The organism is Pseudohongiella sp. (genome assembly GCF_011050365.1).
Lineage (GTDB): Bacteria > Pseudomonadota > Gammaproteobacteria > Pseudomonadales > Pseudohongiellaceae > Pseudohongiella.
Window position 1 is genome coordinate 164,006 of record NZ_DRFV01000009.1, and the last position, 24,539, is coordinate 188,544.

Genomic DNA, 24,539 nt, shown 5'->3' on the forward strand with positions numbered 1-24,539 from the left:
GGAGTTTATCTCCTCCGTCCCCTTTCTTTCCTTTCTTTTACCCGCCCCCTTTACTTCTTTAGCTTAGCTGGACTTCAGGCTCTTGCTGACCACTTCGTAAACATCCTTGGACAACTCGGGGTCTGCCTGCACACGCTCGAGCTGTGCTTTCATCAGATGCTGACGTGCCGGGTTGTATCTTTTCCAGCGCGTCAGCGGTGTCAGCAGCCGCGCCGCTATCTGCGGGTTCAGACGGTTCAGGATAATGACCTGATCGGCAAGGAAGGTGTAGCCTTCACCGCTGAGATCGTGGAAGTTGACTGCGTTCATATTGCAGAAAGCACTGATCAGGGCGCGCACCTTGTTGGGGTTGCGGATATCAAACGCCTCGTGTGTCATCAGCGCTTTCACCTGCTGCAGGGTACCCGGACGTGATGCGATGGCCTGTACACTGAACCACTGATTGACCACCAGTGACTCGTGCTGCCAGCGTTGATAGAAATCAGCCAGCGCCTGCGCACGCAACGGCTCTGCCTCCGGTGCACGGCTATTGATCAGCAGGCGCAGCGCCGCATCCACGTCGGTCATGTTGCCGGCGTCAGTAAACTGCCCGGCGCATACTTCCAGCCAGCCTGGCTCCTGTGTGCGCACCAGGTAGGCCAAGCAACAATTTTTCAGCGCACGCCGGGCAATGCTTAGCGCATCAGGGCTGTACGGCGCATCAGACTGGCACAACGCGTACAGCTCGGCAAACGTTTCCGTGTGCGTCGCCGCCAGTGTATCGGCCAGCATTTCACGCACGACGTGAATACCGTCAACGTCAATTTCATCAGACAACTCGCCCAGATAGGCCTCCGATGGCAGACTCAGTAACTGCGCCAGCATGGCCTGATCCAGTTCGCCCGCGCCGCGCGCATCATCGACCGCGCTGCGCAGCACATCACCCACGGCATTGATCAGACGCACATCAATCTGCGGCTGCTCACCGGCCTGCTGTTGCGTCAGCATCTCCTGGATCACGGCGACGGCGAGATCCTGGGCTGCACTCCAGCGATTAAAACCGTCGCTGTCACGGGTCATGATAAATAGCAGGTCATCACGCGAGCAATCAAAATACAGTTTCACCGGCGCCGAGAATCCGCGCAACAGTGACGGCACAGGCTTGCTGCGAATGCCCTTGAACACAAAACTCTGCACCTCGCGCGTCACCTCCAGCACGCGTTCGGTCGGGGCAGTCGCAAGCGCCCCCTGATCGCCATCCAGCACCAGCGGCAACTCATTGCCATCAGCATCCAGCAGACCCATGCGCAAGGGAATATGCAAGGGCTCTTTGTGTGATTGATCAGGCGTGGGCGGGCAAGACTGTCTGACCAGCAACTCATAGGTCTGCGCTGACGCATCGTAATTGTCGCTGATTTTAAGCTGTGGGGTACCCGCCTGCGTGTACCAACGCCGGAACTGGGTCAGGTTCATGCCGCTGGCATCTTCCATCGCGCACACAAAATCTTCAGTAGTCACCGCCTGTCCGTCATGACGTTCAAAGTACAGGTCAGAACCGGCGCGGAAATTTTCCGGGCCCAGCAGCTCACGAATCATGCGCACAACTTCAGCGCCTTTTTCATAAATGGTGAGGGTGTAGAAATTCGAGATTTCCATATAGGAATCAGGTCGCACCGGATGCGCCATGGGCCCGGCATCTTCGGCAAACTGCGCGGTGCGCAGGAAGCTGACGTTTTCAACACGTTTCACGCTACGCGATCCCATGTCAGCGGAGAATTCGGCATCACGAAACACCGTGAAGCCTTCCTTCAGGCTGAGCTGGAACCAGTCACGACAGGTGACCCGGTTACCTGACCAATTGTGGAAATACTCATGCGCCACCACCGATTCCACGCGCTGGAATGCCAGATCAGTGGTAGTGGCCGGGTTAGCCAATACGCAGGACGTGTTGAATATATTCAGGCCCTTGTTTTCCATGGCGCCCATATTGAAATCATCAACCGCCACGATCATGAAGATGTCGAGATCGTATTCGCGACCGTAAACTTCTTCATCCCAGCGCATGGCATGTTTCAGTGAGGCCATGGCGTGATCGCATTTGTCGAGGTCTTTCTCTTCCACAAAGATGCGCAGGGAAATGTCACGCTGCGTGCACGTGGTAAAGGTGTCCTCGATGTGCCGCAGATCACCGGCAACCAGAGCGAACAGATAACAGGGTTTGCGGAACGGGTCTTCCCAGCTCACCCAGTGTCTGTCATTGTCCAGATCGCCGCGCGCAATATCGTTGCCATTGGACAACAGTACCGGGTATCGTTGTTTATCCGCGACAATGGTGGTGGTGAACACCGACATCACATCAGGTCGGTCCAGATAGTAAGTGATTTTGCGAAAGCCCTCTGCCTCGCACTGCGTACAAAACATCGTGCGTGATTTATACAGACCCTCCAGACTGGTATTTTCCTGAGGTTTTATCAGCGTGACGCATTCCAGCACAAAACCCTCGTCCAGTGACTGGCTGGCAAACGACGACAGCGCCCTGATGGTCAGAGATTCGTCGGCAATCTCGTAATCGTCCGACGTCAACTCTGTGCCATCAATGCGCAGTGATTCCAGCACCATGTCCTGGCCATCAAGCTGCAGTGTGTCCTGGTCATTGCCTGCCAGCTCGGGATTGCGACCAATCAGCAACCGTGAGGAAACGCGGGCCTGCGTTTCCTCCAGATCGAAATGCAATTCTGTTTTCTCAATCAGAAATGCCGGAGCCGTGTAGTCTTTAAGAAAGATTGTTCTGGCCTGTGCGTCTCGCATACTCTTTTTACCTCTTGGAGCCGTACTCTATGAACAGCTCAATTCTATGTGGTAGCCGGCGTAACGACGGATATTGATAACGCCGCCGTCGAACATCAGATACTGACCCCGGATGCCAAGCAGTGTGCCTTCCACTAGGGGGTCTTTGTCAAAATTATAGGATGTGATCTTGTCAGGAAAACCCTGAACCGGATAACTGATTTCGATTGGGTCGATACCGTTCAGCACACTGATGGCGTGAAAACCAAAGCGCTGTGTCAATTCCTGCAGATCGTCATGGCAAAGGTCGAGCAAGCGTGCTTTTTCAGCATGCAGATCAACCACCTGGTCACCTTCGCGCAGCATATCACGCCAATTGGTCTTATCGGCGACGTGCTGTTTGAACATCACTTCCAGCGCGCCGCTTTGTAATCGGGTTCTGACCCTGACTATCGGCAAGGCCTGCACTGCTCCCTGATCAACCCAGCGCGTGGGAACCTGGGTGGCCCGGGTAATGCCCACCTTGATGCCGGAAGAATTGGCCAGGTAGATGATATGATCCTGCATGCAGAATTCTTCGCCCCAAGCCGGCTCGCGGCAAGTGCCGCGATCATAGTGGCATTTTTCCGGATGAATAATGCAACTGTCGCATTGTGCCAATGACTGGAAACAGGGGTAACAATAACCTGAATTAAAACTCTTGTTGGTATTGCGGCCGCAATGCACGCACTGAATCGTGCCGGTGTAACGCAGCCTGACAGTTTTGCCCAGCAGCGCGTTCATCGGTGTGACTGTGTCTGCCAACGGCAGGCCATAGTCTACCGGCGCCTGCAGTCGACTGTGCATTTTGCGCATCAGGCCATGGGCCAGTACATCCATCCCTTGTTCTCTCCCCTGTTCGTTCGGCAGCTGACTGCAGCCGGCTCAGTGTTTGGTCACATTGATAGGCATAACCTTGTTGTGGTCCTGCTCCGTTTCCGCAACCGGGTCATCACATTCAGTTGTTTTCAGGCCGGTACGGTCGATGTACCCAACGCGCTGTTCTTCGGGCAGGCATTCCTGTTCATAGGCGATAATGGCCTGCATACAGTATTCCAGTTGCTCCGGACTCAGTTTGCGCCCGTCCGGCCAGCGTCCGAGCTCCACCGCGGTTTTCAGATTCATATGCACTTCAGGATTCATCATTGCCATAATGTCCTGCAGCGATTCGATATTTTTGTCAGACATAAGATTCCTCATCTGCTACTCAACAACTTGCCCAGCACCGCGCCGGCCGCCATACCACCGAGCAAACCACCGGCATGCGCGGCGGTGGCGATCATGCCCGGAGCCAGCACACCCATTAATACCAGCGCCACCAGAAACACCATGATCATGGCAGTGGGCAAACGCAATGCTGACTGTGGCTGCGTGGTCTGCCACATCCATATAAAACCAATCAGGCCATAGACCACGCCCGACATGCCACCAAACATGCCGTTGCCCGACCACAGGTATTGCGCCATGTTGCCGACGAACGCGGTCAGCAATATCAGTCCCAGAGTACGCCACCAGCCCAGTACCGGTTCTATCATGCGACCAAAGTACCACAGCCATAACAGATTAAAGATCAGGTGCACGGCGCCGAAATGCAGCAGCGCCGGCGTCATTGTGCGCACAAACACCAGCGGCGATTCCAGCACACCGGTCTGGCGCAGGTCCGGAAAAAACAGACCGCGCACGGCCATCGGATCAGCCCCCAGATTACTGACCAGCGCGACCAGCAGACAAACCCCTATCAGGACCATGCTGACCGGTGCCAGCCAGATCGCCCGCAACAGGTTCTGTAAAAAACTCTTGCCGGAAAACAGCGGCACGGCAGACGCTGCATCAGACTCCGCGGGAACATCCAGCGCATTGGCCTGCCACTGCGCAAACATATGGGCTATCTGCCCTGCTTCATACTCGGAGCGCGCCCACACCACCAGGTTACCGGATTCTTCAGTGATGTGATGCGGTATTGAGCGGGACTGCAAATAGCGGACAAAAGGACGCAGATCCAGCGCGGCGTCAACGGCAACGGCTCTATGCATCGTCTCTGACCAAACGATTGCCCCAGCCCAGTTTGCTGCGGCACACTTCGTAGTAATTGTAGTCCAGCGGATGAATCAGCCGCAGCGGCGTTGTCTTTTTGCGGATAATGATTTCATCACCCGGTTCAGTATGAAAACGCACCACGCCATCGCAGCTGATCACCGGCGAAATCGCCCGCTGCTTGACAACCCTGACCCGGATTTCATTGCCGGCATCAACCACCAACGGACGACTGCTGAGGGTATGGGGGTACATCGGCACCAGTACCAGGGCATTCAGGCTGGGGTGCATAATGGGACCGCCGGCTGACAGCGAATACGCCGTGGAACCGGTTGGCGTTGCCACAATCAGGCCATCGGACTGCTGGGAATTGACAAACTGGCCAGCGATAAACAGCTCAAACTCTATCATTTGCGCGGCAGTACCCGGATGTAACACGACATCATTCAGAGCGGTACCGCCGGGCAACAGATTGCCATCACGGGACACTTCAAACTCCAGCATGAAACGGGATTCTTCGTGATAGCGGCCGTCCAGCACAGCACCCAGCGTCTCCTCGATTTCATCGGGACGGATATCGGTGAGAAAACCCAAACGGCCCCGGTTGATCCCCAGCACCGGAACATCATGATTGACCAGGCCACGGGCGGCATTGAGCATACTGCCATCACCACCGACAACCACTACCAGATCGCTTTCAGCACCCAGCTCGTGACGCTGACAGACCGGCAACGAGGTGGACGGCAACAGTTCGGCAGTGCTGTGTTCCAGCACGATATCCAGTTGGCGCGAGTGCAGAAACGCGATCAGCCGCCCCAGGGTATCCACCACACCGGAATGCCCGGGTCGCCCGACCAGGCCAATCTGTTTAAATGTCGCCATAACAATGCGTCCCACCGGCTGCCTGAATGTGATTGTTGATTCGCGAAATCAAACGCTGGCAAGTATAACACGGGGACTGCGGCGGGCGATTGCTGAATGGCAGGCGGTCAGGGCGTGGTTTTGATGTCAATCACCATGGGCTCCGGGGTGTATATCAGCTCCCCCGAGTCCAGCAGACGATAGGCCACAAAGAGCACGATCGGCGTACCGGCAAGCTCTGGCAAAGGTTTGAAATCATTCAATATATGCAGATACTCAACCGAGCTTAAAGTGTCGGCAGCGGCAAATGCGACCAGCTTGTCAACATCACCCTGCCAGTCAAACACCTCGCCCCGGGCAGTCAGTTGAACAAAGCCGAGGCCGGCACTGCTGAGATCTGCCAGCACATGAAAGTGGCCACGACGCCCGATATGGGAGGGGGTGATATAAAACTCGGCGGTGATGTCCATGGTTTGCGACAGGCCCACCGATGCAGCGTTACTGAGGCCCTTATCGGTGCTGGCCGCCATGCCGATATAGGTCGCAGTGGGACTGCCATCAGTCGAACCGGCGAGCCGGCCCCGCCGATCAGCCACTCGTGTCGGCATGAACCCGGCAACCTGGAAGCGCACCAGATTGAGTGCCCTGACCGCATCGGCGCCAAAGCGCTCATCGCGATGATCAACACCACACGGCAGTCCCGCACAGTCAAGTTCCGGACTGGAGAACAGGGGTAGTCGCTGGCTGGCACTGAAAGCATTGGGATTGGCCATCACGGTAGCAAAACTGTGATCAACACCATGACCGGTGGCAAAACGGAAGGTGCCGCCGCCGCCGTCCTCGCGATGCGAATGGGTCAGCCCCATGTTGTGACCAAATTCGTGCGCCAACACCCCGCTGACCGGACAATCAATGGCAGCCAGGGAATAGGCAAAGTCACGGTCATCAAAGGCAGTCAGATCGCCGTTGGTGCGATAACCACCCAGGTTGGCCAGGCCACACATGGCACTTTGCGCTGCCAACGGCCGGAAGACCACCGTCAGATCCGCGCCGTAGCGTTCACGCAAGGCGGCGACATGAGCAAACGCCGGATGCTCGCCATAGGTCAGCTGTTCCAGCATGGTATGCATACCGGCCTGTGCCGCAGGGTAGTCGACGCCACCATGGTAAACCGGACGCAGCGTGATACCGATGCCACTGTCGTGATAAATCTGGTTCGCCACACTGATCAACTGATTGATCCGGGTAATCGTGTGAACGCCATATACCGCCTGCGCGTCCGGGGTATACAGCGCCATGACATCAATAACCACATTGCCCAGTCTGTCGATGTGACTTTGACTGGCCAATTGCTGGTTAAACGGGCTCATACTGCCTTGTCCACCCGCGCCGACAACATCGTTGACGACATTGAGATGGGCATCGCTGCGGATATCGCCCATGATCACAGTACTGACCACACGGCCGGGTTCGGTGCGGGGCCCGACACTGACGATAAAACTCAGCGAGCGACTGGCCCCCGGGGCCAGCGAACCACTGAGCTCACAACTCAGCACCGGCTGTGGTGGTGATGACTGCGTCGTGCGAGGACGACAGGCTGGCGCGCTGACCAGCGTGGCATCTTCCAGAATAAAATAAATATCGGCACGCAGGCCCGAGACGGTGCGGCTGCTCTGATTAGCAAATTCGACAACAACCTCGATTTCCGCCGGCTCACCGAGGGTTACCACATCCCGGCTAAAACGCTGACTAATCTGCAGGCCAGCCTGTGAGCCGGCAATAGCCGGACTTGCCGCAACCGGTCCTTGCAATGTCAGTGGTTCAGTCTGACGCTGGCGCGCCGGATCCTGACGCGGAATGACAAAGTCTGACTCGGCACCTGCGCCCAGCGTGCCATTTGGCTGATAGAACCAGCCATTCAGGGTGTGATTGCCCTCGGCCGCTATCACCCAGCGCTGGTTTTCGATACCAAGATCGGCAAACAGCGAATTGTCTCCCAGGGTCAGGACAAAACCCAGGTCCTGCGCCACACCCACGCCGCGCAGCACCCGGTCACCATTGATGTAGGAGGCCTCGTGAGTAATCCGGCCGTGCAGAACGTTCAGCGTCTGACCTGAGGCGGTCAGCACCAGGCCGTTGCCAGGCAGTGTGAAATGAAATTCGTTGCCTTCCTGCAAGGCTGCCAGGTCGCTGCGGGTAAAGCTGACCGGCGCGGCCACAGTCGCGGTCGCCGGACGTGCCGGCCAAGCTGTCTGATCGGCGTGCGCCAGCCCTGTTCCCAACGTCATCAAAACCAGTGCCATCGCCACCAGACCGCGCCGGATCAGGATCGACAGCCGGTGTGGCCGGGGTAGCAACCAGAGGCGATGGCGGGCGTGAATTGTTGGCAAGATTGGCATAAATTGACACATAAAATCAGCAATGGTGGATAGCATACCTCGCCGTGGGAAATTTTACCACACTGCGTCGGCAGCAGGACGCAAACCCCCGGTGTGTAAGGCCAGAAGGCGGCTGCCGGGTGCATACAGGCCGGCAGCGATACGTTTGTAAAGTGCCTGCAACAACTTACCGGTATAGACCGGCTCCAGTGGAATATCGTGCATGCGCTGAAAATTCGCGACAAAGTCCAGCAGGTCCTGCCCGGCGCGCGCATAGCCACCGCCGTGATAGGCCGTTTCCAGGCACCAGTCCTGGTCAGTGGTGGATGAATCCAGTCGCGCCAGCCAGCTATTAATGTCAGCACGTAAAAAGTCAGCCCCCTTGAGCACGGCGATGCCACGGACAAACGGTCGCGGCACGGCCGTTTGAGGGGTAAGCACAGAAGGCGGCAGAGACGACAACCGGGAGCGCCGCAGCAATCGCAGACCGCTGAGCAGACCCGCCAGCGTGGTGCCGGTGCCGCAGGCCAGCGCAATTTCGCAGTTATCCAGATCAGGCACCCGCGCCGCCAGTTGTGTCGCCATGGCCTGACAACCACGCACGCCCGCCTCATTGGCGCCGCCTTCGGGAATCAGATAAAACGGACCATAAAGCTGTCGCAGTTCGTCTACGAAGTCCTGGTCGCTGCGACGCCGGTAATCGGTGCGACTGACCGGAATCAATTGCATACCCCTGGCGCGGGCAAATGCCAGCGTGGCATTCAATGGCGTCACCAGTTCGCCCCGGATGACGCCACAGGTGTCGAATCCGGACTCTGCGCCGGCTGCGGCCAGGGCGTAAATATGATTGGAATAGGCGCCGCCAAAACTGAGCAGTCGCGTCGCACCCTGTTCGCGGGCCAGCATCAGGTTTTGCTGCAGCTTGTACCATTTGTTACCACCCACCATTGGGTGTGCCAGATCAAATCTGACCAGCCGCAGGCTGACATCATGTTGCAACAGTAAGTCATCGTGCACAGGCTGAACGCAGATGTGGTCGCTGGTTATCATGACAGACAGTCCGTAAGGCGTAACGGCATGTGTGGGTACAAAAGCAGAATTGACTTTGGTTTTTTCGGGTGCTTTTTCGCGTACGTTGTTTGCTTAAGTTGCTTCTTGGGGAGGGGGTAGTGCCGGGAGTGTGAAACCTGTTGCCAGCCAGGCTGACAACAGGAACACATAATAATGGCGGACCGGACGAGACTCGAACTCGCGACCTCCGGCGTGACAGGCCGGCATTCTAACCAACTGAACTACCGGTCCACGGTAGCGCAACACTTTAACATCAAATGACGTTAACAACGAGCCATTTGTTGGTGGGTTGTGAGGGATTTGAACCCCCGACATTCGCCTTGTAAGGGCGACGCTCTACCAACTGAGCTAACAACCCGCTGTGTTGAGTGACGCGCATTTTACCGACTTGAGCTGGCATGTCAAACAAAATGTTAAGATTTAATAACAACCATCATGATGCCGGGCATGCGCCGCCTCTGTACAAGTTGCAAGGCTGGCGTTAGACTTGCCGCCCTATGGAAATCTACAAAGAATTCACCTTCGAAGCAGCACACCGCCTGCCCAATGTACCGGCCGGCCACAAGTGCGCACGACTGCACGGTCACTCCTTTCAGGTGACGATAGTGGTCAGTGGTCCGGTGGGCGAACACAGCGGCTGGGTCATGGATTTTGGTGATATTAAAAAAGCGTTCAAACCAGTCTGGGAACAGCTCGATCACCACTATCTGAACGACATCGAAGGACTGGCCAATCCGACCAGCGAGAACATTGCGCGCTGGATCTGGCAACAACTAGAGCCCCTGCTGCCCGAACTGTGTCGCATCGAAATTCGCGAAACCTGCACCAGCGGCTGCATTTACACCGGCGTCTGACGTTATAGCTTTGCCTTCAGCGCCATGAAGTCTTTCGGGCGCCTGACACAGTCAGCTGCAATCAACCTGCCAGCGCGCAGATACTGAATCACAAAGCCCCCGGCATCAGCCGGATCAAGACTGCCGTCAAGTACCGCCTCATCAAAACCATCTGACAAACCCACTGACTGCAATTTGATATCAAACTGATCAGACCAGAACCATGGCGTGACCTGGTAGACAGCGTTACCACCGCAAATATTGATGGCGGCAATGCGCGCCTGATCATTGGCATTCTGCACGGATTCCAGCCGCACCCGGCGCTGATAGCGCGCATCCGGATACGAGGCACAATCGCCGGCAGCGTAAATATCCGCGTCGCTGGTACGGCAGTATTCATCGACATAAACACCGTTCTCGATTCTCAGACCGGCGTCCTGTGCCAGCCTGGTTTCCGGTGTCACGCCAATGCCCACAATGACGATATCGGCCGGATAGCTGCTGCCATCGGCGCAATGAACTGAATCGACGACATGTTGCCCGTTGATACCGGTGACCTCGGCGCCACAGACGATTTCAACGCCATGGGAGCGATGCAGATCGGTGAAGTACTGTGACACTTGCTCACCGGTAACCCGCTGCAGTACCCGGTCCGCACGTTCCAGCACGGTAACCTGCAGACCGAGCTGCGTCATCACCGCTGCCGCCTCCAGGCCGATATAACCGGCACCAATGACCACAGCGCGCTGTTTGCCCTCAAGCTGTTGCCTGATGGTTTCGACATCAGCGTAGCTGCGCAGATAACACACCCCGTCCAGACCATCACCGAGCGGTAATTTGATGGGCCGGGCACCTGTACACAGTGCCAGTTTGTCGTATGTCAGGGTTTCACCGCCGGCAAGCACAACCTGTTTCTGCTCCGGCATGATACTGGCCACATCGCTCGCCAGACGCAGCGTAATATCATTGCTGGCATACATGGCTTCCGGGCGCAGCAGAATATTGTCCAGCGTTTTACTGCCCGCCATCACGGTTTTTGACAAAGGTGGCCGGTGATACGGCAGCTGCGCCTCGGAACCGAGCAGAACAATTTCTCCGGTCCAACCATTTTTGCGCAGGTTCACTGCCAGCTGAGACCCGGCATGGCTGGCGCCGATAATCAGGCATCGTGCATCGCTGTTACTGTCTTTGAGTGCCAGGGCGTCGCTCATCAGTTACTCCACTCGCCAGTCAATAGGCGTTTTATTGTGTTCACACAACCAGGCATTGGCGCGGGAAAAATGCTGGTTGCCAAAAAAGCCGCGGTGGGCAGACAACGGCGAGGGGTGCGGCGACTGCAATACCAGGTGCCGCTCGCGATCAATCATGGCACCTTTGCGCTGCGCGTAGCTGCCCCACAACAGGAACACCAGATTCTGCCCATGTTCGTTCAGCACACTGATCACTCTATCGGTGAAGACTTCCCAGCCCTTGCCCTGGTGCGACGCCGCCTGGCCGGCAGTAACAGTCAGCACTGAATTCAATAACAACACACCCTGTCGCGCCCAGGCGTCCAGACAGCCGCTGCGGGCGATGGGCAGACCCAGGTCGGCGTGTATTTCTTTGTAGATGTTCTTTAGTGACGGCGGCAACGCTACGCCCGGTCGCACCGAGAAACACAGGCCGTGGGCCTGGTCCGGACCGTGATACGGATCCTGCCCCAGAATGACAACTTTCACCTGCGCAAACGGCGTGCTGTTCAGGGCATTAAAAATGTCCGCACCGGCCGGATAAATCTGTTTGCCCTGCCGTTTCTCAGCCTGCAAAAAACGTCGCAGCGCCTGCATATAATCCTGATCAAACTGATCTGCCAGCAGATCTTTCCAGGATGCCTCCAGTTGAATATCGCGTGGCATTACGATTCTTTGAGCGGGCGCATATGCGGAAACAGCAGCACATCCTTGATCGACGGTGCATCGGTAAACAGCATGACCAGACGATCAATACCAATGCCCTCGCCCGCTGTCGGCGGCATGCCATATTCCAGCGCGGTAATGTAATCGGCATCGTAATGCATGGCCTCATCATCACCGGCGTCTTTTTGATCGACCTGTTCACGGAACCGCAGGGCCTGATCTTCGGCATCATTCAGCTCGGAGAAACCGTTGGCCAGTTCGCGGCCGCCAATGATCAGTTCAAAGCGGTCAGTGACCTCAGGGTTGTGGTCATTGCGCCGTGCCAGTGGTGACACCTCGGTGGGGTATTCGGTGATGAAGGTTGGCTGCAACAGATGATGCTCGACTTTCTCGTCAAATATTTCCATCACGATGCGGCCCACGCCCCAACCTGCTTCGGGCTTGATGCCATAGGACTGCGCCAGTGCGGCCGCTGCCTCGCGGGTTTCAAGCTGCTCCGGCTTCACCTCGGGGCAGTATTGCAAAATGGAATCCTTCACGGGCAAACGCGTAAAGGGCTCGGCAAAGTCGATCTCCAGCCCCTGATAGGTCAGCCTGGTGGTACCGAGCACCTCCATGGCGATGGTACGGAACATATCTTCGGTAAAGTCCATCAGGTCATGATAGTCGGCGTAGGCCTGATAGAACTCCACCATGGTGAATTCCGGATTGTGTCGTGTCGACAGACCTTCGTTACGGAAGTTGCGATTGATTTCAAACACGCGCTCAAATCCGCCTACGACCAGACGCTTCAGATAGAGCTCCGGCGCAATGCGCAAATACATGGCCTGATCCAGCGCATTGTGATGCGTCACAAAAGGCTTGGCGGTGGCACCACCGGGAATAACCTGCATCATCGGCGTTTCCACTTCCATGAAACGGTGCCGATGAAAGTAATCGCGCATACTGTTGACCAGTTGCGAGCGCAGCATGAAAGTGCGACGTGATTCCTCATTGGCGATCAGGTCAACATAACGCTGGCGATAACGCACTTCGGTGTCAGACAGGCCTTTCCATTTGTCGGGCAGCGGACGCAGCGCCTTGGTCAGCAGCTGCAGCGATTTGACATTGACTGTCAGCTCACCTTTTCCCGTGCGAAAGACTTCGCCCTCAATGCCAACGATATCCCCCAGATCAAGTCCCTTGATTTCTTCCATCTGTTCCGGCGACAGGGCCTTGTGATTAACGTAAAGCTGCAGTGCATCACTGACATCCTGTATCACCGAGAACGGACCCCGTTGACGCACCAGACGTCCGGCCACTTTGACCTGGCGTGCCAGCTTTTCCAGGTCTTCACGACTGGTGTCGGCAAATTCGGCGTGAATCTCGCTGGCCAGGGTGTCGCGCCGGAAGTCATTCGGGAACGCATTGCGTTTGGCCTGGATGGCGTGCAGCTTGTCCCGGCGCTGGGCAATCAGCTTGTTTTCTTCCTGCGCGTTCAGAGCCTGATCGGCACCGGTTGTTGCGGTCTGGTCGTTGCTGGAGGTCATCTGATCACAATCCCATTTTTAAACTGGCTTCAATAAAACGGTCCAGGTCGCCGTTAAGTACGGCGCCGGTATTGGTATTTTCCACATTGGTGCGCAGATCCTTGATACGGGACTGGTCCAGCACATAGGAGCGAATCTGACTGCCCCAGCCGATGTCGGACTTTTCTGCTTCCACGGCCTGCGCTTCTTCCTTGCGTTTGAGTTCTTCCAGCTCGTAGAGTTTGGCCTTCAGTTGTTTGATGGCCTGATCCTTGTTCTTGTGTTGTGAACGCTGGTTCTGACACTGCACGACAATGCCGGTGGGTTCGTGCGTCAGACGAATGGCCGAGTCAGTGGTATTGACGTGCTGGCCGCCGGCGCCGCTGGAGCGAAAGGTGTCCACACGGACCTGCGACATATCCAGATCAATCTCGATATCGTCGTCAATTTCCGGTGATACAAACACCGAGCTGAACGAGGTATGGCGACGATTACCGGAGTCGTAGGGCGATTTTCTGACCAGACGGTGAACACCGGTTTCGGTACGTAACCAGCCAAACGCATACTCACCACCAAAATGCAGGGTTGCGCCCTTGATGCCGGCGACTTCGCCCGAAGACACGTCCATCACCTCAACCGCAAAGCCCTTGTCTTCACCCCAACGCATATACATACGCATCAGCATCTCGGCCCAGTCCTGCGCTTCGGTGCCGCCGGAGCCGGCCTGAATTTCCAGATAGGCACCGTTGGCATCCATTTTACCGGAGAACATGCGACGGAATTCCAGACCATTAAGCTCAACTTCCAGAGCATTGAGTTCAGACTCCACTTCCGCCTGCAGGTCGGCGTCGCTCTCCTCTTTGGCCAGCTGCAACAACTCGCTGTTGTCAGCCAGCCCGGTGTACAACCGATCGATGGTGCCCACCACGTTTTCCAGGTTCGAGCGCTCACGGCCCAGCGCCTGCGCCAGTTCGGGATTGTCCCAAACCGTCGACTCACCCAACTCCAGCTCGACTTCGGTCAGCCGTTCCTTTTTGGTGTCGTAGTCAAAGATACCCCCTGAGCGTATCGGTACGCTCGGTAAAGTCTTTGATTTTATGGAGTAAAGGGCTAATTTCCATGAAATATCCTGTCTGTCGTCGGGCGAAAATCACAAGAGCGGCATTTTACACCACTCAGCCGCGCATTTCACACGGCGATTGTTTCGCACAGCGGTGCCTCACCCAAATACGGTACAATCGCCGGCATGACCCAACCCAGTGACATCCAGAACGCTCACATCACCTGGCAGGATGACGGCGCGCCCTTCTCTCCGGACTACGATGACGTGTATTTTTCCCGTCAGGGTGGTTTGGCCGAAACCGAACACGTTTTTCTGCGCGCCAATGACCTGCAGGCAAGATGGCTGGCAGCAGAACAGCAGGTCAATCCGGGCGTCTTTACTGTCGCGGAACTGGGGTTTGGCACTGGCCTCAATTTCCTGAGCTGCTGGCGCCTGTGGCAACAGACCGGTTGTCAGCGTTTACGACTGCATTTCATCAGCTGTGAAAAACACCCGCTGAGCCATGCAGCATTGCAGCAGGCGCTGTTGCAGTGGCCGGAGCTTGCCGACCTGAGCAGCGAACTGCTGGCACACTATCCCGACCACAGCGGCGGTTATCACCGTCTGATACTGCGCGCGAACGATGATCGGGCGCCTGCCATCTTACTGGACCTGTACTACGGAGATGCACTGGCCCTGCTGCAACAGCAGTGCAGCCCGGGTGCCGGTGTCGATGCCTGGTTTCTTGACGGTTTCACGCCGGCGCACAACCCCGAGCTATGGAGTCAGGATATCCTGGACTGTATCGCCGGACTCAGCAGGACCGGCACCACCCTGAGTAGCTACAGTGTGACCGGACGTGTGGTCAGAGCGCTGCGCGAGTTGAATTTTGCTGTGGAGAAGCGTCAGGGCTTCGGCAACAAACGCCAGATGCTGTTCGCCCGCAAAGCCGGAGATGATGACACCCTTGATGGCACTCCTGATGGCACCCCTGACGCGCAGCGCAGGCAAAGCGCAGTCGTTATCGGCGCCGGTTTGGCAGGGGCGACTGCGGCCAGGGCATTGGCCGGCCGCGGTGTAACGGTGACGGTACTGGAACAATTGGCTGATATCGCACAAGGTGCATCGGGCAATTCGCAGGCCGTTGTGCAAATGCGGCTGAACAAGCAGGCCGATACCCACTGGCAATTTCATCTGCACAGCTACCTGTATGCGCTGCGCTACTACGAAGACCTGGCGCGGATCAGCAACAATGCCATTGACTGGCACAGTTGTGGCGTACTGACGCTGGACAGCGCCTATACCAACACCCGGCATCAAAGCGGCAAAGCGGCAGCGACAGTTGACGGCGCTGTCTATTCGCACTATCCGACGCAACTGCTGCACAAGGTGAGCGCCGCTCAGACGCAGGCAATCAGCGGCATTCGTTTGCCGGAGGACGGTTACCTGCAACCTCGTGGAGGCTGGCTGAACCCGGCCGCCACCTGCCGCGTTTGCCTTGACCACCCGCTAATCACGGTGCGCCGTGGCATTCGTGTTGTCGCTATTGAAAACCACAACGGACGCTGGCAAACACTGGATGATCAGCACCGGCAGCTGACTGACAGCGATATCCTGATTGTTGCCAACAGCTATGCAGCACGTGACTTCCGGCAAACCGCGTCATACCCGGTATCCCCGCTACGCGGACAGATCACCGAGGTGCCGGCCAGCAGCCAGAGTTCTGACCTGAAGATGGTGGTTTGCAGCGAAAGATACCTGGCTCCACTAAGCAGTAACGGACAACATTGCATCGGCGCCAGTTATGTCAAGGGCAGTGTCGGAACGGAACTGACAGCAGAGGAGCAGGTCGGAAATCTGGAAAAATCGGCGCTGGTTCGTGATCAACTGGCGCTGGATGCCCCCGCTGAGCTGCGCGGCCGGGCGAGTATCCGGGGTAGCTCGGGCGACTATATGCCCATTGCCGGCAGCGTTCCGGATCCGGATTTACCGGAAACCCGGTACGGCGGCACTCAACACCTGCCCCCCCACGATCCGGCTAAGACACTGACAGACCCGGCGCCGCTGCCCGGCCTGTATATTACCACCGGTCATGGGTCACACGGCACGGCAAGCTGCCCGGTATTGGCCGAGCATATTGCCTGCCTGGCCGTGGGTGAAGCCAGTCCCCTGCCGCTGGCTCTGGCTGAATGTGTATCCCCGATACGCTTTATCCGGCGCCAGCGACGACGGCAGCACAATCAGGCAAAGCGCTGACTCAGGATTGAAAGAAGCGTTTGACGACGCGCGCCAGATACCAGGCATCATCACTGCCCGCCAGCTCCCGAATCGAATGCATGCCATAGGTAGGCACACCGATGTCAATGGTCTCGACACCGAGTCCGGCAGCGGTGACGGGCCCGATAGTACTGCCACAACCCATGTCGCTGCGAACAACAAACGCTTGCACCGGCACCCCGGTCTGCTCGCACAGGGCTTTGAACAGCGCGGTAGTGCGGCTGTTGGTGGCATAGCGCTGGTTGGCATTGACCTTGATAACCGGTCCCTGATTCAGCAACGGGCCGTGATTGTTATCGTGTTTGTCAGCAAAATTGGGGTGCAGCCCATGGGCGTTGTCTATGGACAGGAACAGCGAGCGCCGTGTCATGCGCTCCACAGACTCGGCCGCGTCACCGCTGCCCAGCTGCGCACTGATGCGCGCCAGCACCGAACGCAGGAACGGACCCTGCGCACCGCAGGCAGAATTGCTGCCTACTTCTTCATGGTCATTGCATACCAGTAAGGCAAAGCTCTCTGCCGGTGCCGTATTATCTGTCAGCAGAGCCTGCTGTCCCACATAACAGCTCAACAGATTATCCAGCCGCGCGGAGGCGATAAAGTCTTCATGCAGCCCTATCATGGCCGGAGCCTGTGTATCATAGAAGTACAACTCGTGCGCCAGCACGCTGTCGACATTGTCGACGCCCTGTTGCTCGCGCAAGGCGTTAATGATCCAGTCCTGGAAATCAAAATCGGCGGCCGAGGTTTGCAGCGCCAGCACCGGTGGCAGATCCTTTTGCGCGTTGATGGTACGGTTGCTGTTGGCTTCACGATCCAGGTGAATGGCCAGGCTGGGCACGGTCGCCAGCGGCCGCTGCCAGTCCAGCAACGCGGATCCCAGTGATCCGTCGCCCAGGCGATACTCGACCCTGCCCGCCAATGACAGATCCCGGTCAAACCAGGGCGCCATCAACATCCCGCCGTAGACCTCAACGGCAAACTGCAGGGCGCCGCCGGTTTGCGGATTGGGTGGCATCACTGCATTGGGTTTTAGTTTGAGACAGGGACTGTCGGTGTGCGCCCCGCTCATCCGGAACCCGGATTCGGCGGGATCACCCTGACCCAGGGTAAAGGCAATAATGGATGAGCCATTGCGCTGAACAACATAGCGGCCACCTGGCTTTAGGTGCCAGGTGTCCTCCTCATTAAGCAATTCGAACCCGGCCTTGTGCAGGGTGGATTGCATGGTTTGCACAGCATGAAACGGCGTCGGTGACTGCTGCAGAAACTGCAGCAGTCCTTCATTAAACGAAAGTTTTTCCACGATTGTCCTGTCCCCGGGGGGAAATAGGTGTGCTTGCGATCAGGGATTGACTTCAAGCAACTCGACATCAAAAATCAGTGTTGCGTGCGGCGGGATCGGGCCCGAGCCATTCGGACCGTAAGCCAGATCCGATGGGATAAACAGGCGCCACTTGTCGCCCGGTTGCATTAACTGCAGACCTTCTGTCCAGCCGGGAATGACCTGATTCAGCACGAACTGTGCCGGTTCGCCGCGCTCGATCGAGCTGTCGAAAACATCACCATTGACGAAGCGACCTTCGTAATGCGCCAGCACAGAATCGGTCGGCTGCGGTGACACGCCGCCTTCATCGCCGGACTCGAGCACCATATACTGCAAACCGGACGCCGTTGTTGCCACGCCTTCAGCCTGCGCATTGCTGGCCAGGTAGGCCTCGCTTTCCGCACGAGCTGCGTCCTGTTCGGCCTGCTGTCGGTCCATCAGTTCCTGCTGGTAATTGGTCAGCGCCTGCATCATCTGGTCTTCGCTCAGCTGTGGTTCGCCGGCAACGATATCGCCCAGACCCGCCATAAAGGCATCCATGTCGATATCTGCGGTCAACCCCTGCATAACCAGGTTTTGTCCGATATTGACGCCTATGCTGTAGCTGATCTGAGTGCGTTCGTCGGTCAGATCAAGATCCTGTGCCTGCACAGAACCACCCAGTACAGCCAGTGACACCGCCAGGCTCAGGCCCGTGACACGAATACTTTTCATAGTTTCATCCCGTCTTGGTAAGAAATTCATTTAACGGCGAGCATACTAAACCGACTGCGGGCTGATTTCCAGTGTACAGATCGCCTGACAGGCCGTATGCTTTCTGTCTCAAGCCTATTGCCGTCACACGGACCTGTCACTGCCATGCATTTCTGTCAGCCGCCACACTCAACCAGAATATCCGCCTTTGCGGGCCACGCCTCGCGCTTGCGCCTGTTGGCAATAATCACGCTGGCAGTGGGCTGTGTGCTGCTCGCCGGCTGTTCCCGCAAGTTCTCGGTCAGCGTCAACGAACAGGTGCTGTATGACCCGCGCCCCGGCCATGTCGTCACGGTGGCTGATGCAGGTCTGCAAAGCTGCATCAATGTGGCCCTGCGTGACGGCGAACTGGCCGGTGCCAATGATGTACAGATCCTTGCCTGTCCGGCGCTGGAAATTGAGACCCTGGGCGGTATCGGGCAACTGGAGAATCTGCGTTATCTGGACCTGGCCGGCAACCAGCTTGAGCACCTGGACGAGTTGCGCCGCCTGCGCCGGCTGAGTTCAGTCAATGCACCCAACAATGCACTGAATGACATATCCGGCCTGTTGGCGGTGTCATCTCTGACCAGCGCCGTGCTGACCGGCAATCACAACATCCCCTGCCAACAGCTCGATACCCTGGCACAACGCCTGGGGCAGAACCTGATCAGGCCGGCTCAGTGTGCTGACTAGAGCCTGCCCTGACGGGCACACCACTGTGAAAGCGAAACTCGTCATCCTCTGACTCTATCAGCTGTTTCTCCACGGCAAGAAAATGTTGCACGCGTGACGTGATATCTTCCGCCGTGTACTTCGCCGCCAGCGTCAGATAGTCCTTGTAATGCCGCGCCTCGGAACGCAACAGACTAAGGTAGAATTTGCCCAGCTCCTTGTCCAGCAATGGCGCCAGTTTGGCAAAGCGTTCACACGAACGTGCTTCGACGATGGCGCCGACGATAAGGCTGTCAGTCAGGATTTCTTCGCGTTTGTCGGTGCGCATATGCTCGCGCAGGCCGGCCGCATAACGCGATGGCCCGATGCGTTGATAAACAATGCCGCGCCCGGCCATCAGGCCGACCACCTGTTCAAAATGCAGTAGCTCCTCGCGCGCAAGCTGTGACATCTTGATCAGCAAATCCGTGTACGCCACGTGCCGATACATCAGTCCCATGGCATTGGAGGCCGCTTTTTTTTCACAATTGGCATGGTCGATCAGCAACAGGGTCTGGTTCTGCAGAGCCCATTTCAGCCAGGCAGCCGGGGTCGGACAAAGCAAGAATGCCTCCAGCTCCCGACTCAGCTCTTCACTGCTGTTATTGCGCGTGCTCATCGTTTTCATCATCCCCGGTATCGTTTTCCAGCGCCCGCTCCAGGCGTTCGGCGTTCTGTTGTTTGGTGGCGCGGGCGCCCAGTGTTTTCAGACGCTCGGTACGACTGATCAGGTTGCCTTTGCCGCTTTGCAATTTGTTCATGGCCGCGTCATAACTGCGCTGACCGGCATCCAGTTTCCGGCCCAGATCATCCATGTCGGCGACAAAACTGACAAACTTGTCGTACAACGCGCCGGCACGGCGGGCAATATCCTGGGCATTGCGGCTTTGCTGTTCGTAACGCCAGATGTTGTGAATGGTTCTCAGGGTCGCCAGCAATGTTGACGGCCCAACCAGTACGATATTGCGCTCAAAAGCAATATTGAACAGCTGCGGTTCGTGCTGCAGCGCTTGCGAAAACGCCGGCTCAATGGGCACAAATAACAGCACAAAATCCAGTGAATTCACCTGCGGCAGATGCTGATACTGTTTGTCACTGAGCTGGCGGATATGGGTTTTCAGAGACAACACATGCTGACGCAGATACTCCGCCTGATCATCAGCATTCTCTGCCGAACAGTAACGCTCGTAGGCGGTCAGTGACACTTTGGCATCCACTATCACCTGGCGATTGTCAGGCAGATACACCAACACATCAGGCTGGCTGCGCCGCACGTTGCCGTTCGCCGAGTGATCGTCACCGGCCGCATCGAGACTACGCTGGGTTTCGTACTGCTGGCCCTCGACCAACCCGGAAGCTTCCAGTATCGAGCTCAGAATGAACTCGCCCCAGGCACCCTGGGTTTTGCTTTCGCCTTTTAATGCCCGCGTCAGATTGATGGCGTCTTCACTGATACGTGCATTGAGTACCTGCAGGTTTTTGATTTCCTTTTCCAGCGAAAACCGTTCCCGGGCCTCGCGGTTGTAGGTCTCGTCCACCTTTTTCTCGAATCGGCTGATTTTTTCCTGCAGTGGCGACAGAATATCGCCCAGGCCCTGGCGACTGGTTTCAGTAAAACGGCGGGTTTTCTCATCCAGCACATCACTGGCCAGCACGCGAAACTGGGCACGCATCTCCTCACGCGCCTGCGTCAGCACCACCAGCTTTTCCTGGGCCCGGGATTGTTCCTGCTGCAGCAGAGTCTGCAACTCCACGATACGATCGCGGTAGCGCATACGCAGACTCAACCCGGCTACCAACGCCCCCAGCAGCAAGGCTGCCCCTGCCAGACCGAGGGCGAGAAGCAGCGGCACTGAGTCTGGCATTAACACCGTCAGATGAGATTATCGTTGATCGTGCGAATCAACAGATCCTGTTCGTAGGGCGCAGACTGTCCCGACGACGGCACCGCCCGCACACTGATGCCCTGTTCGGTTTCCGCCACAGTGATATCAAAATTGATCACTTCAGCGTCATCACCGCCGCCAAAAAGACGGCCGAAGAAGCCGGGCTCCTCCTCTTCTTCGGCGCCGGAGAATGCCACCTGGAAGCGCTGCGCATCACGATCAGCGTTGAGCACCTCAATGTTGGCATTGTTGATGGCCTGATTGAGCTGACTCCAGGCACGCTCCAGATCCAGCCTCAGTTCCAGTCGTGTATCGCCGGCACCGGCAGTGACCACCCGGGCCTTACCCAGGGCTTCAATGCTGCCTGCCAGCATGGACACTGATGAGGCACGGTAAATATCAGTGCGATCGGCCAGATAAAGCGAAATGGACGCCAGAATGGTGTTCTCCCGCTCCTGACTGTCCGACTCTTCCGGGAATTGCGCCGGCTCATTGGCCGCGCTGCCGCCATTGTCGCTGACATGGCGCACATAAATTTCAGAGTTGCCGGCATGCAGACCGGGCTCTACCCGAACCTGGTATTTGTGGCGCAGATTGGTATCCGATTGCGGCAACCAGACCGTTTCCAGCAGTCCGGCCTCAGCGTTTTCACTGCTCAGGGCAACCTCTTCGGTCGACCAGTAATCGCGCAACCGCGGCCAGACCTGGCCACTGGTGGCACCAATCACGATCCAGGCGCGCTCACCGAAACGCTGGACTACCACGCCTTCACGAACCCGGGAATCGATGGGCTTGGGCGCCGGCGGCACGATATACAGGGCACGATCGCCCGGCGCTTCTTCAGGAATGTAATACAGCTCGTCGATGGTGTAACTGTCAAGCTCTGACGGAATCTGCATGGGCGGCGTGATTTCGGCACGCAAATATTCGTCCTGGCGATCGCGCAACCAGCCTTCTTCGCCGCCAATACCCAGCCAGGAACAGGCACTGACACTGGTCGCCACCACCAGCACGGTCAGGGTGCGTAACATTTTGAATTTATCTACTTGTGTACTTACTGACAACATGGTTTCAACCTGTGACGAATTAATCTAGTCCGGCGTGCCGGATCGCTTCACGGACCGGAATTCGATACGCGTCATTCAAAGGCATCAGCGGCAGACGGATGCCGTTCTGGATATATCCCAGCTCCAGCAATGCCCATTTGACCGGCACCGGGTTGGACTCCAGAAACAGCGCGTTGTGCAGGCCCGCCAGTCTGGCGTTTAGCAGGCTGGCTTTCTCGCTGTCACCGGCCAGTGCCAAACGACACATTTCATGCATTTGCGCCGGCGCAACATTGGCAGTGACTGACACATTGCCTTTGGCACCCATCAGAATCAGATCCATGGCGGTGGCATCATCGCCGCTGTATATGGCGATACGCTCAGCGCACAAACTGATGACATGCCGGCCACGATCAAGATCACCCGTGGCTTCCTTGATACCCACGATGTTGGGCAGATCGGCCAACCGGTCTACCGTCTCCGGCAACAGGTCGCAGCCAGTGCGCGATGGCACGTTGTACAGAATCTGTGGGATGTCGACGCTTTCCGCGATGGTTTTGAAGTGCTGATACAGGCCTTCCTGGCTGGGCTTGTTATAATAGGGCGTGACCAGCAGGCAGGCGTCAGCACCATGCTCCTTGGCCGCCTGGGTATAATAGATTGCTTCACTGGTGGAATTGGAACCGGTGCCCGCGATAACCGGGATACGGCCATTGATGGTTTTGACACAGCGGGCGATGACGGCCGTGTGTTCATCCATATCCAGCGTCGGCGATTCGCCGGTGGTACCCACCACCACGACGGCATCGGTACCGCTTTCAACATGCCACTCCAGCAATCGGTCGAATGCCGGGTAATCTATATCGCCATTGGGCAACATGGGTGTAACGATGGCAACAATACTGCCCTGAATCATGCAAACCTCAACTTGAATCGACTAAACTCGACCAGAAACCGTTAAAAGAACCTTCGCGCCATCAGTGTGTGCCGGCTCCGGCAGCAGACTCTACCACAGCGCGCCGCCAGGGAAAAACGCCGGTGCCCGCCAACACCAGCGGTCAGGAGCCGCCCATATCCTGATGGGTCGGCCAGGCATTGATGATCGCCTTGATCAACGTCGCCAGCGGAATGGCAAAAAACACCCCGGCCAGCCCCCACAACCCCCCGAATACCAGCACTGCCGCGATGATCGCCACCGGATGCAGGTTAACCGTTTCCGAGAATATGATTGGCACCAGAACATTGGCATCCAGCAGCTGAATCACGGTATACAGCGCCATGATGGTGACGAATTCACTGCCCATGCCCCACTGCGCATAAGACACAGCGGCCACCGGTACGGCCACCACGGCGACCCCGATAAACGGAATGATCACTGACAGGCCTACCAGAATAGACAACAGCAATGAGTAATTCATTCCCATCAGCATAAAAGCAATGTAGCTGACAAAACCCAGAATCACGATTTCCAGTGCTTTGCCGCGGACATAGTTGGCGACCTGCAGGTCCATTTCCTGCCATATCTTGCGCATCAGAGGCCGGTGCCGGGGTAACAGACCGGCCACCCATGACACCAGCACCACTTTGTCTTTCATCATGAAAAATACCAGCACCGGCACCAGGATGATAAAGATCAGCCAGGAAAAGATGTTGGGAATACTGGCAATGGAGTACGACACCACATACTGCCCGAACAGGGCCAGCTCGCCGCGCAGCCCGCGGATGAACTCCTGGATCTGCACTTCTGTCAGCAGATTGGGGTAGCTCTCCGGCAACAACAACAATAACGACTGCCCTTCACTGATCAGCCGTGGCAGCTCGTTCACCAGCAACGCAGCCTGCCGCCAGGCCTGCGGCAGCAGGAGCAGCAACACCGCGGAAAACGTGCTGATAAACAGCGCATAAACGATAACGACCGCCAGAAAATAGCTCAGCCCCAGTCGCTGCAGGGTGCCGACCAGGCCTTGCAGCAGATAGGCGAGAATAAGCGCTGCGATCAATGGCGCAATTATGGAGCCTATGGTCAGCAGGACCACCAGGGCGGTCAGCAGTATCAGGGTAAAGATGACCGCTTCTTCATCATGAAAATAGCGATCCACAAATCCCTTGAAAAAATTGCGCATGGTCAAC

General features: G+C 57.0%; 21 protein-coding genes and 2 tRNA genes. 3 read left to right on the forward strand and 20 right to left on the reverse strand.

All coding sequences use genetic code 11. The features are described from left to right. Positions 1-63 precede the first annotated feature (63 nt). The 9 genes from pepN to ENH71_RS08510 all read right to left on the reverse strand — a co-directional run bounded on the left by pepN (position 64) and on the right by ENH71_RS08510 (position 9,507). Positions 64-2,787: an aminopeptidase N gene (pepN, locus tag ENH71_RS08470; protein WP_294134646.1), complete on the reverse strand. Its 2,724-nt coding sequence runs from the start codon at positions 2,785-2,787 to the stop codon at positions 64-66. A gap of 27 nt (positions 2,788-2,814) precedes the next feature. Continuing rightward, positions 2,815-3,645: a DUF2797 domain-containing protein gene (locus ENH71_RS08475; RefSeq protein WP_294134644.1), complete on the reverse strand. Its 831-nt coding sequence runs from the start codon at positions 3,643-3,645 to the stop codon at positions 2,815-2,817. A 45-nt stretch (positions 3,646-3,690) separates the two neighbouring features. Then, on the reverse strand, positions 3,691-3,957 hold the full coding sequence (locus tag ENH71_RS08480; RefSeq protein ID WP_414704708.1) for a YeaC family protein: 267 nt from the start codon (positions 3,955-3,957) through the stop codon (positions 3,691-3,693). Between the two features lie 44 nt (positions 3,958-4,001). After that, positions 4,002-4,838, reverse strand: coding sequence for a rhomboid family intramembrane serine protease (locus tag ENH71_RS08485; RefSeq protein WP_294134641.1), 837 nt, complete (start codon positions 4,836-4,838; stop codon positions 4,002-4,004). Next, on the reverse strand, positions 4,831-5,721 hold the full coding sequence (locus ENH71_RS08490; protein WP_294134639.1) for an NAD(+) kinase: 891 nt from the start codon (positions 5,719-5,721) through the stop codon (positions 4,831-4,833). The genes ENH71_RS08485 and ENH71_RS08490 overlap by 8 nt, the downstream gene beginning before the upstream one ends. A gap of 107 nt (positions 5,722-5,828) precedes the next feature. Further along, positions 5,829-8,099, reverse strand: coding sequence for a zinc-dependent metalloprotease family protein (locus tag ENH71_RS08495; protein WP_294134637.1), 2,271 nt, complete (start codon positions 8,097-8,099; stop codon positions 5,829-5,831). Positions 8,100-8,153: 54 nt separating this feature from the next. Next, positions 8,154-9,128, reverse strand: coding sequence for a 1-aminocyclopropane-1-carboxylate deaminase/D-cysteine desulfhydrase (locus ENH71_RS08500; RefSeq protein WP_294134635.1), 975 nt, complete (start codon positions 9,126-9,128; stop codon positions 8,154-8,156). A gap of 175 nt (positions 9,129-9,303) precedes the next feature. After that, a tRNA-Asp gene (locus ENH71_RS08505) sits at positions 9,304-9,380 on the reverse strand. A gap of 51 nt (positions 9,381-9,431) precedes the next feature. Beyond that, positions 9,432-9,507 (reverse strand) — tRNA-Val (locus tag ENH71_RS08510). A 139-nt stretch (positions 9,508-9,646) separates the two neighbouring features. Between ENH71_RS08510 and queD the strand changes: the two genes are divergently transcribed. Continuing rightward, positions 9,647-10,003, forward strand: a complete 357-nt coding sequence (queD, locus tag ENH71_RS08515; RefSeq protein WP_294134634.1) for a 6-carboxytetrahydropterin synthase QueD — start codon at positions 9,647-9,649, stop codon at positions 10,001-10,003. A gap of 2 nt (positions 10,004-10,005) precedes the next feature. Here queD and ENH71_RS08520 read toward each other — a convergent pair whose 3' ends face one another. The 4 genes from ENH71_RS08520 to prfB all read right to left on the reverse strand — a co-directional run bounded on the left by ENH71_RS08520 (position 10,006) and on the right by prfB (position 14,506). Further along, complete coding sequence (locus ENH71_RS08520) at positions 10,006-11,193, reverse strand: NAD(P)/FAD-dependent oxidoreductase (protein ID WP_294134632.1); 1,188 nt, start codon at positions 11,191-11,193, stop codon at positions 10,006-10,008. Between the two features lie 3 nt (positions 11,194-11,196). Further along, positions 11,197-11,877 carry a uracil-DNA glycosylase gene (gene ung, locus ENH71_RS08525; RefSeq protein ID WP_294134630.1) on the reverse strand — a complete coding sequence of 227 codons (681 nt, stop codon included), beginning with the start codon at positions 11,875-11,877 and terminating at the stop codon, positions 11,197-11,199. After that, on the reverse strand, positions 11,877-13,406 hold the full coding sequence (lysS, locus tag ENH71_RS08530; protein WP_294134627.1) for a lysine--tRNA ligase: 1,530 nt from the start codon (positions 13,404-13,406) through the stop codon (positions 11,877-11,879). The genes ung and lysS overlap by 1 nt, the downstream gene beginning before the upstream one ends. Positions 13,407-13,410: 4 nt before the next feature. Further along, positions 13,411-14,506 (reverse strand): peptide chain release factor 2 gene (gene prfB, locus ENH71_RS08535; protein WP_294134624.1). Its coding sequence is split into 2 segments (ribosomal slippage): positions 13,411-14,433 and positions 14,435-14,506, totalling 1,095 coding nucleotides; the frame shifts between segments, so codons are not numbered across the junction. Between the two features lie 125 nt (positions 14,507-14,631). On the opposite strand from prfB, the gene mnmC reads away from it, so the two are divergent. Beyond that, a complete protein-coding gene (gene mnmC / locus ENH71_RS08540) occupies positions 14,632-16,683 on the forward strand; it encodes a bifunctional tRNA (5-methylaminomethyl-2-thiouridine)(34)-methyltransferase MnmC2/FAD-dependent 5-carboxymethylaminomethyl-2-thiouridine(34) oxidoreductase MnmC1 (RefSeq protein ID WP_294134621.1) in 2,052 nt (683 codons plus the stop codon). Between the two features lies 1 nt (position 16,684). Here the strand turns inward: mnmC and ENH71_RS08545 are convergent, their stop codons facing one another. Then, positions 16,685-18,010 carry a M18 family aminopeptidase gene (locus tag ENH71_RS08545; protein WP_294134618.1) on the reverse strand — a complete coding sequence of 442 codons (1,326 nt, stop codon included), beginning with the start codon at positions 18,008-18,010 and terminating at the stop codon, positions 16,685-16,687. 39 nt (positions 18,011-18,049) lie between these two features. Next, positions 18,050-18,745 carry an FKBP-type peptidyl-prolyl cis-trans isomerase gene (locus ENH71_RS08550; protein WP_294134617.1) on the reverse strand — a complete coding sequence of 232 codons (696 nt, stop codon included), beginning with the start codon at positions 18,743-18,745 and terminating at the stop codon, positions 18,050-18,052. 144 nt (positions 18,746-18,889) lie between these two features. On the opposite strand from ENH71_RS08550, the gene ENH71_RS08555 reads away from it, so the two are divergent. Continuing rightward, positions 18,890-19,459: a hypothetical protein gene (locus tag ENH71_RS08555; RefSeq protein WP_294134616.1), complete on the forward strand. Its 570-nt coding sequence runs from the start codon at positions 18,890-18,892 to the stop codon at positions 19,457-19,459. On the opposite strand, the gene ENH71_RS08560 is transcribed toward ENH71_RS08555, so the two are convergent. The 5 genes from ENH71_RS08560 to ENH71_RS08580 form a co-directional block, all read right to left on the reverse strand. Then, positions 19,434-20,096, reverse strand: a complete 663-nt coding sequence (locus ENH71_RS08560) for a MiaE family protein (RefSeq protein ID WP_294134614.1) — start codon at positions 20,094-20,096, stop codon at positions 19,434-19,436. The genes ENH71_RS08555 and ENH71_RS08560 overlap by 26 nt on opposite strands. Continuing rightward, positions 20,080-21,342 carry a DNA recombination protein RmuC gene (locus ENH71_RS08565; RefSeq protein ID WP_294134611.1) on the reverse strand — a complete coding sequence of 421 codons (1,263 nt, stop codon included), beginning with the start codon at positions 21,340-21,342 and terminating at the stop codon, positions 20,080-20,082. Before ENH71_RS08565 ends, ENH71_RS08560 begins: the two co-directional genes overlap by 17 nt. An 8-nt stretch (positions 21,343-21,350) precedes the next feature. Next, on the reverse strand, positions 21,351-22,430 hold the full coding sequence (locus ENH71_RS08570) for an NlpB/DapX family lipoprotein (RefSeq protein ID WP_294137671.1): 1,080 nt from the start codon (positions 22,428-22,430) through the stop codon (positions 21,351-21,353). A gap of 19 nt (positions 22,431-22,449) precedes the next feature. Next, a complete protein-coding gene (gene dapA / locus ENH71_RS08575) occupies positions 22,450-23,325 on the reverse strand; it encodes a 4-hydroxy-tetrahydrodipicolinate synthase (RefSeq protein ID WP_294134607.1) in 876 nt (291 codons plus the stop codon). A gap of 142 nt (positions 23,326-23,467) precedes the next feature. Beyond that, positions 23,468-24,532 (reverse strand): AI-2E family transporter, encoded by a 1,065-nt coding sequence (locus tag ENH71_RS08580; RefSeq protein ID WP_294134604.1) that lies wholly within the window; start codon positions 24,530-24,532, stop codon positions 23,468-23,470. Positions 24,533-24,539 lie beyond the last annotated feature (7 nt).

Bases quoted from the DNA above. Each gene is read 5' to 3' on its own strand.
- ENH71_RS08495 (WP_294134637.1), bottom strand. From the start codon at position 8,099: ATGCCAATCTTGCCAACAATTCACGCCCGCCATCGCCTCTGGTTGCTA.
- ENH71_RS08480 (WP_414704708.1), bottom strand. From the start codon at position 3,957: ATGGCAATGATGAATCCTGAAGTGCATATGAATCTGAAAACCGCGGTG.
- ENH71_RS08475 (WP_294134644.1), bottom strand. From the start codon at position 3,645: ATGGATGTACTGGCCCATGGCCTGATGCGCAAAATGCACAGTCGACTG.
- queD (WP_294134634.1), top strand. From the start codon at position 9,647: ATGGAAATCTACAAAGAATTCACCTTCGAAGCAGCACACCGCCTGCCC.
- pepN (WP_294134646.1), bottom strand. From the start codon at position 2,787: ATGCGAGACGCACAGGCCAGAACAATCTTTCTTAAAGACTACACGGCT.
- lysS (WP_294134627.1), bottom strand. From the start codon at position 13,406: ATGACCTCCAGCAACGACCAGACCGCAACAACCGGTGCCGATCAGGCT.
- ENH71_RS08550 (WP_294134617.1), bottom strand. From the start codon at position 18,745: ATGAAAAGTATTCGTGTCACGGGCCTGAGCCTGGCGGTGTCACTGGCT.
- ENH71_RS08580 (WP_294134604.1), bottom strand. From the start codon at position 24,532: ATGCGCAATTTTTTCAAGGGATTTGTGGATCGCTATTTTCATGATGAA.
- ENH71_RS08520 (WP_294134632.1), bottom strand. From the start codon at position 11,193: ATGAGCGACGCCCTGGCACTCAAAGACAGTAACAGCGATGCACGATGC.
- ENH71_RS08555 (WP_294134616.1), top strand. From the start codon at position 18,890: ATGCATTTCTGTCAGCCGCCACACTCAACCAGAATATCCGCCTTTGCG.
- dapA (WP_294134607.1), bottom strand. From the start codon at position 23,325: ATGATTCAGGGCAGTATTGTTGCCATCGTTACACCCATGTTGCCCAAT.
- ENH71_RS08565 (WP_294134611.1), bottom strand. From the start codon at position 21,342: ATGCCAGACTCAGTGCCGCTGCTTCTCGCCCTCGGTCTGGCAGGGGCA.
- ENH71_RS08560 (WP_294134614.1), bottom strand. From the start codon at position 20,096: ATGAGCACGCGCAATAACAGCAGTGAAGAGCTGAGTCGGGAGCTGGAG.
- mnmC (WP_294134621.1), top strand. From the start codon at position 14,632: ATGACCCAACCCAGTGACATCCAGAACGCTCACATCACCTGGCAGGAT.
- ENH71_RS08570 (WP_294137671.1), bottom strand. From the start codon at position 22,430: ATGTTGTCAGTAAGTACACAAGTAGATAAATTCAAAATGTTACGCACC.
- ENH71_RS08490 (WP_294134639.1), bottom strand. From the start codon at position 5,721: ATGGCGACATTTAAACAGATTGGCCTGGTCGGGCGACCCGGGCATTCC.
- ENH71_RS08500 (WP_294134635.1), bottom strand. From the start codon at position 9,128: ATGATAACCAGCGACCACATCTGCGTTCAGCCTGTGCACGATGACTTA.
- ENH71_RS08485 (WP_294134641.1), bottom strand. From the start codon at position 4,838: ATGCATAGAGCCGTTGCCGTTGACGCCGCGCTGGATCTGCGTCCTTTT.
- ung (WP_294134630.1), bottom strand. From the start codon at position 11,877: ATGCCACGCGATATTCAACTGGAGGCATCCTGGAAAGATCTGCTGGCA.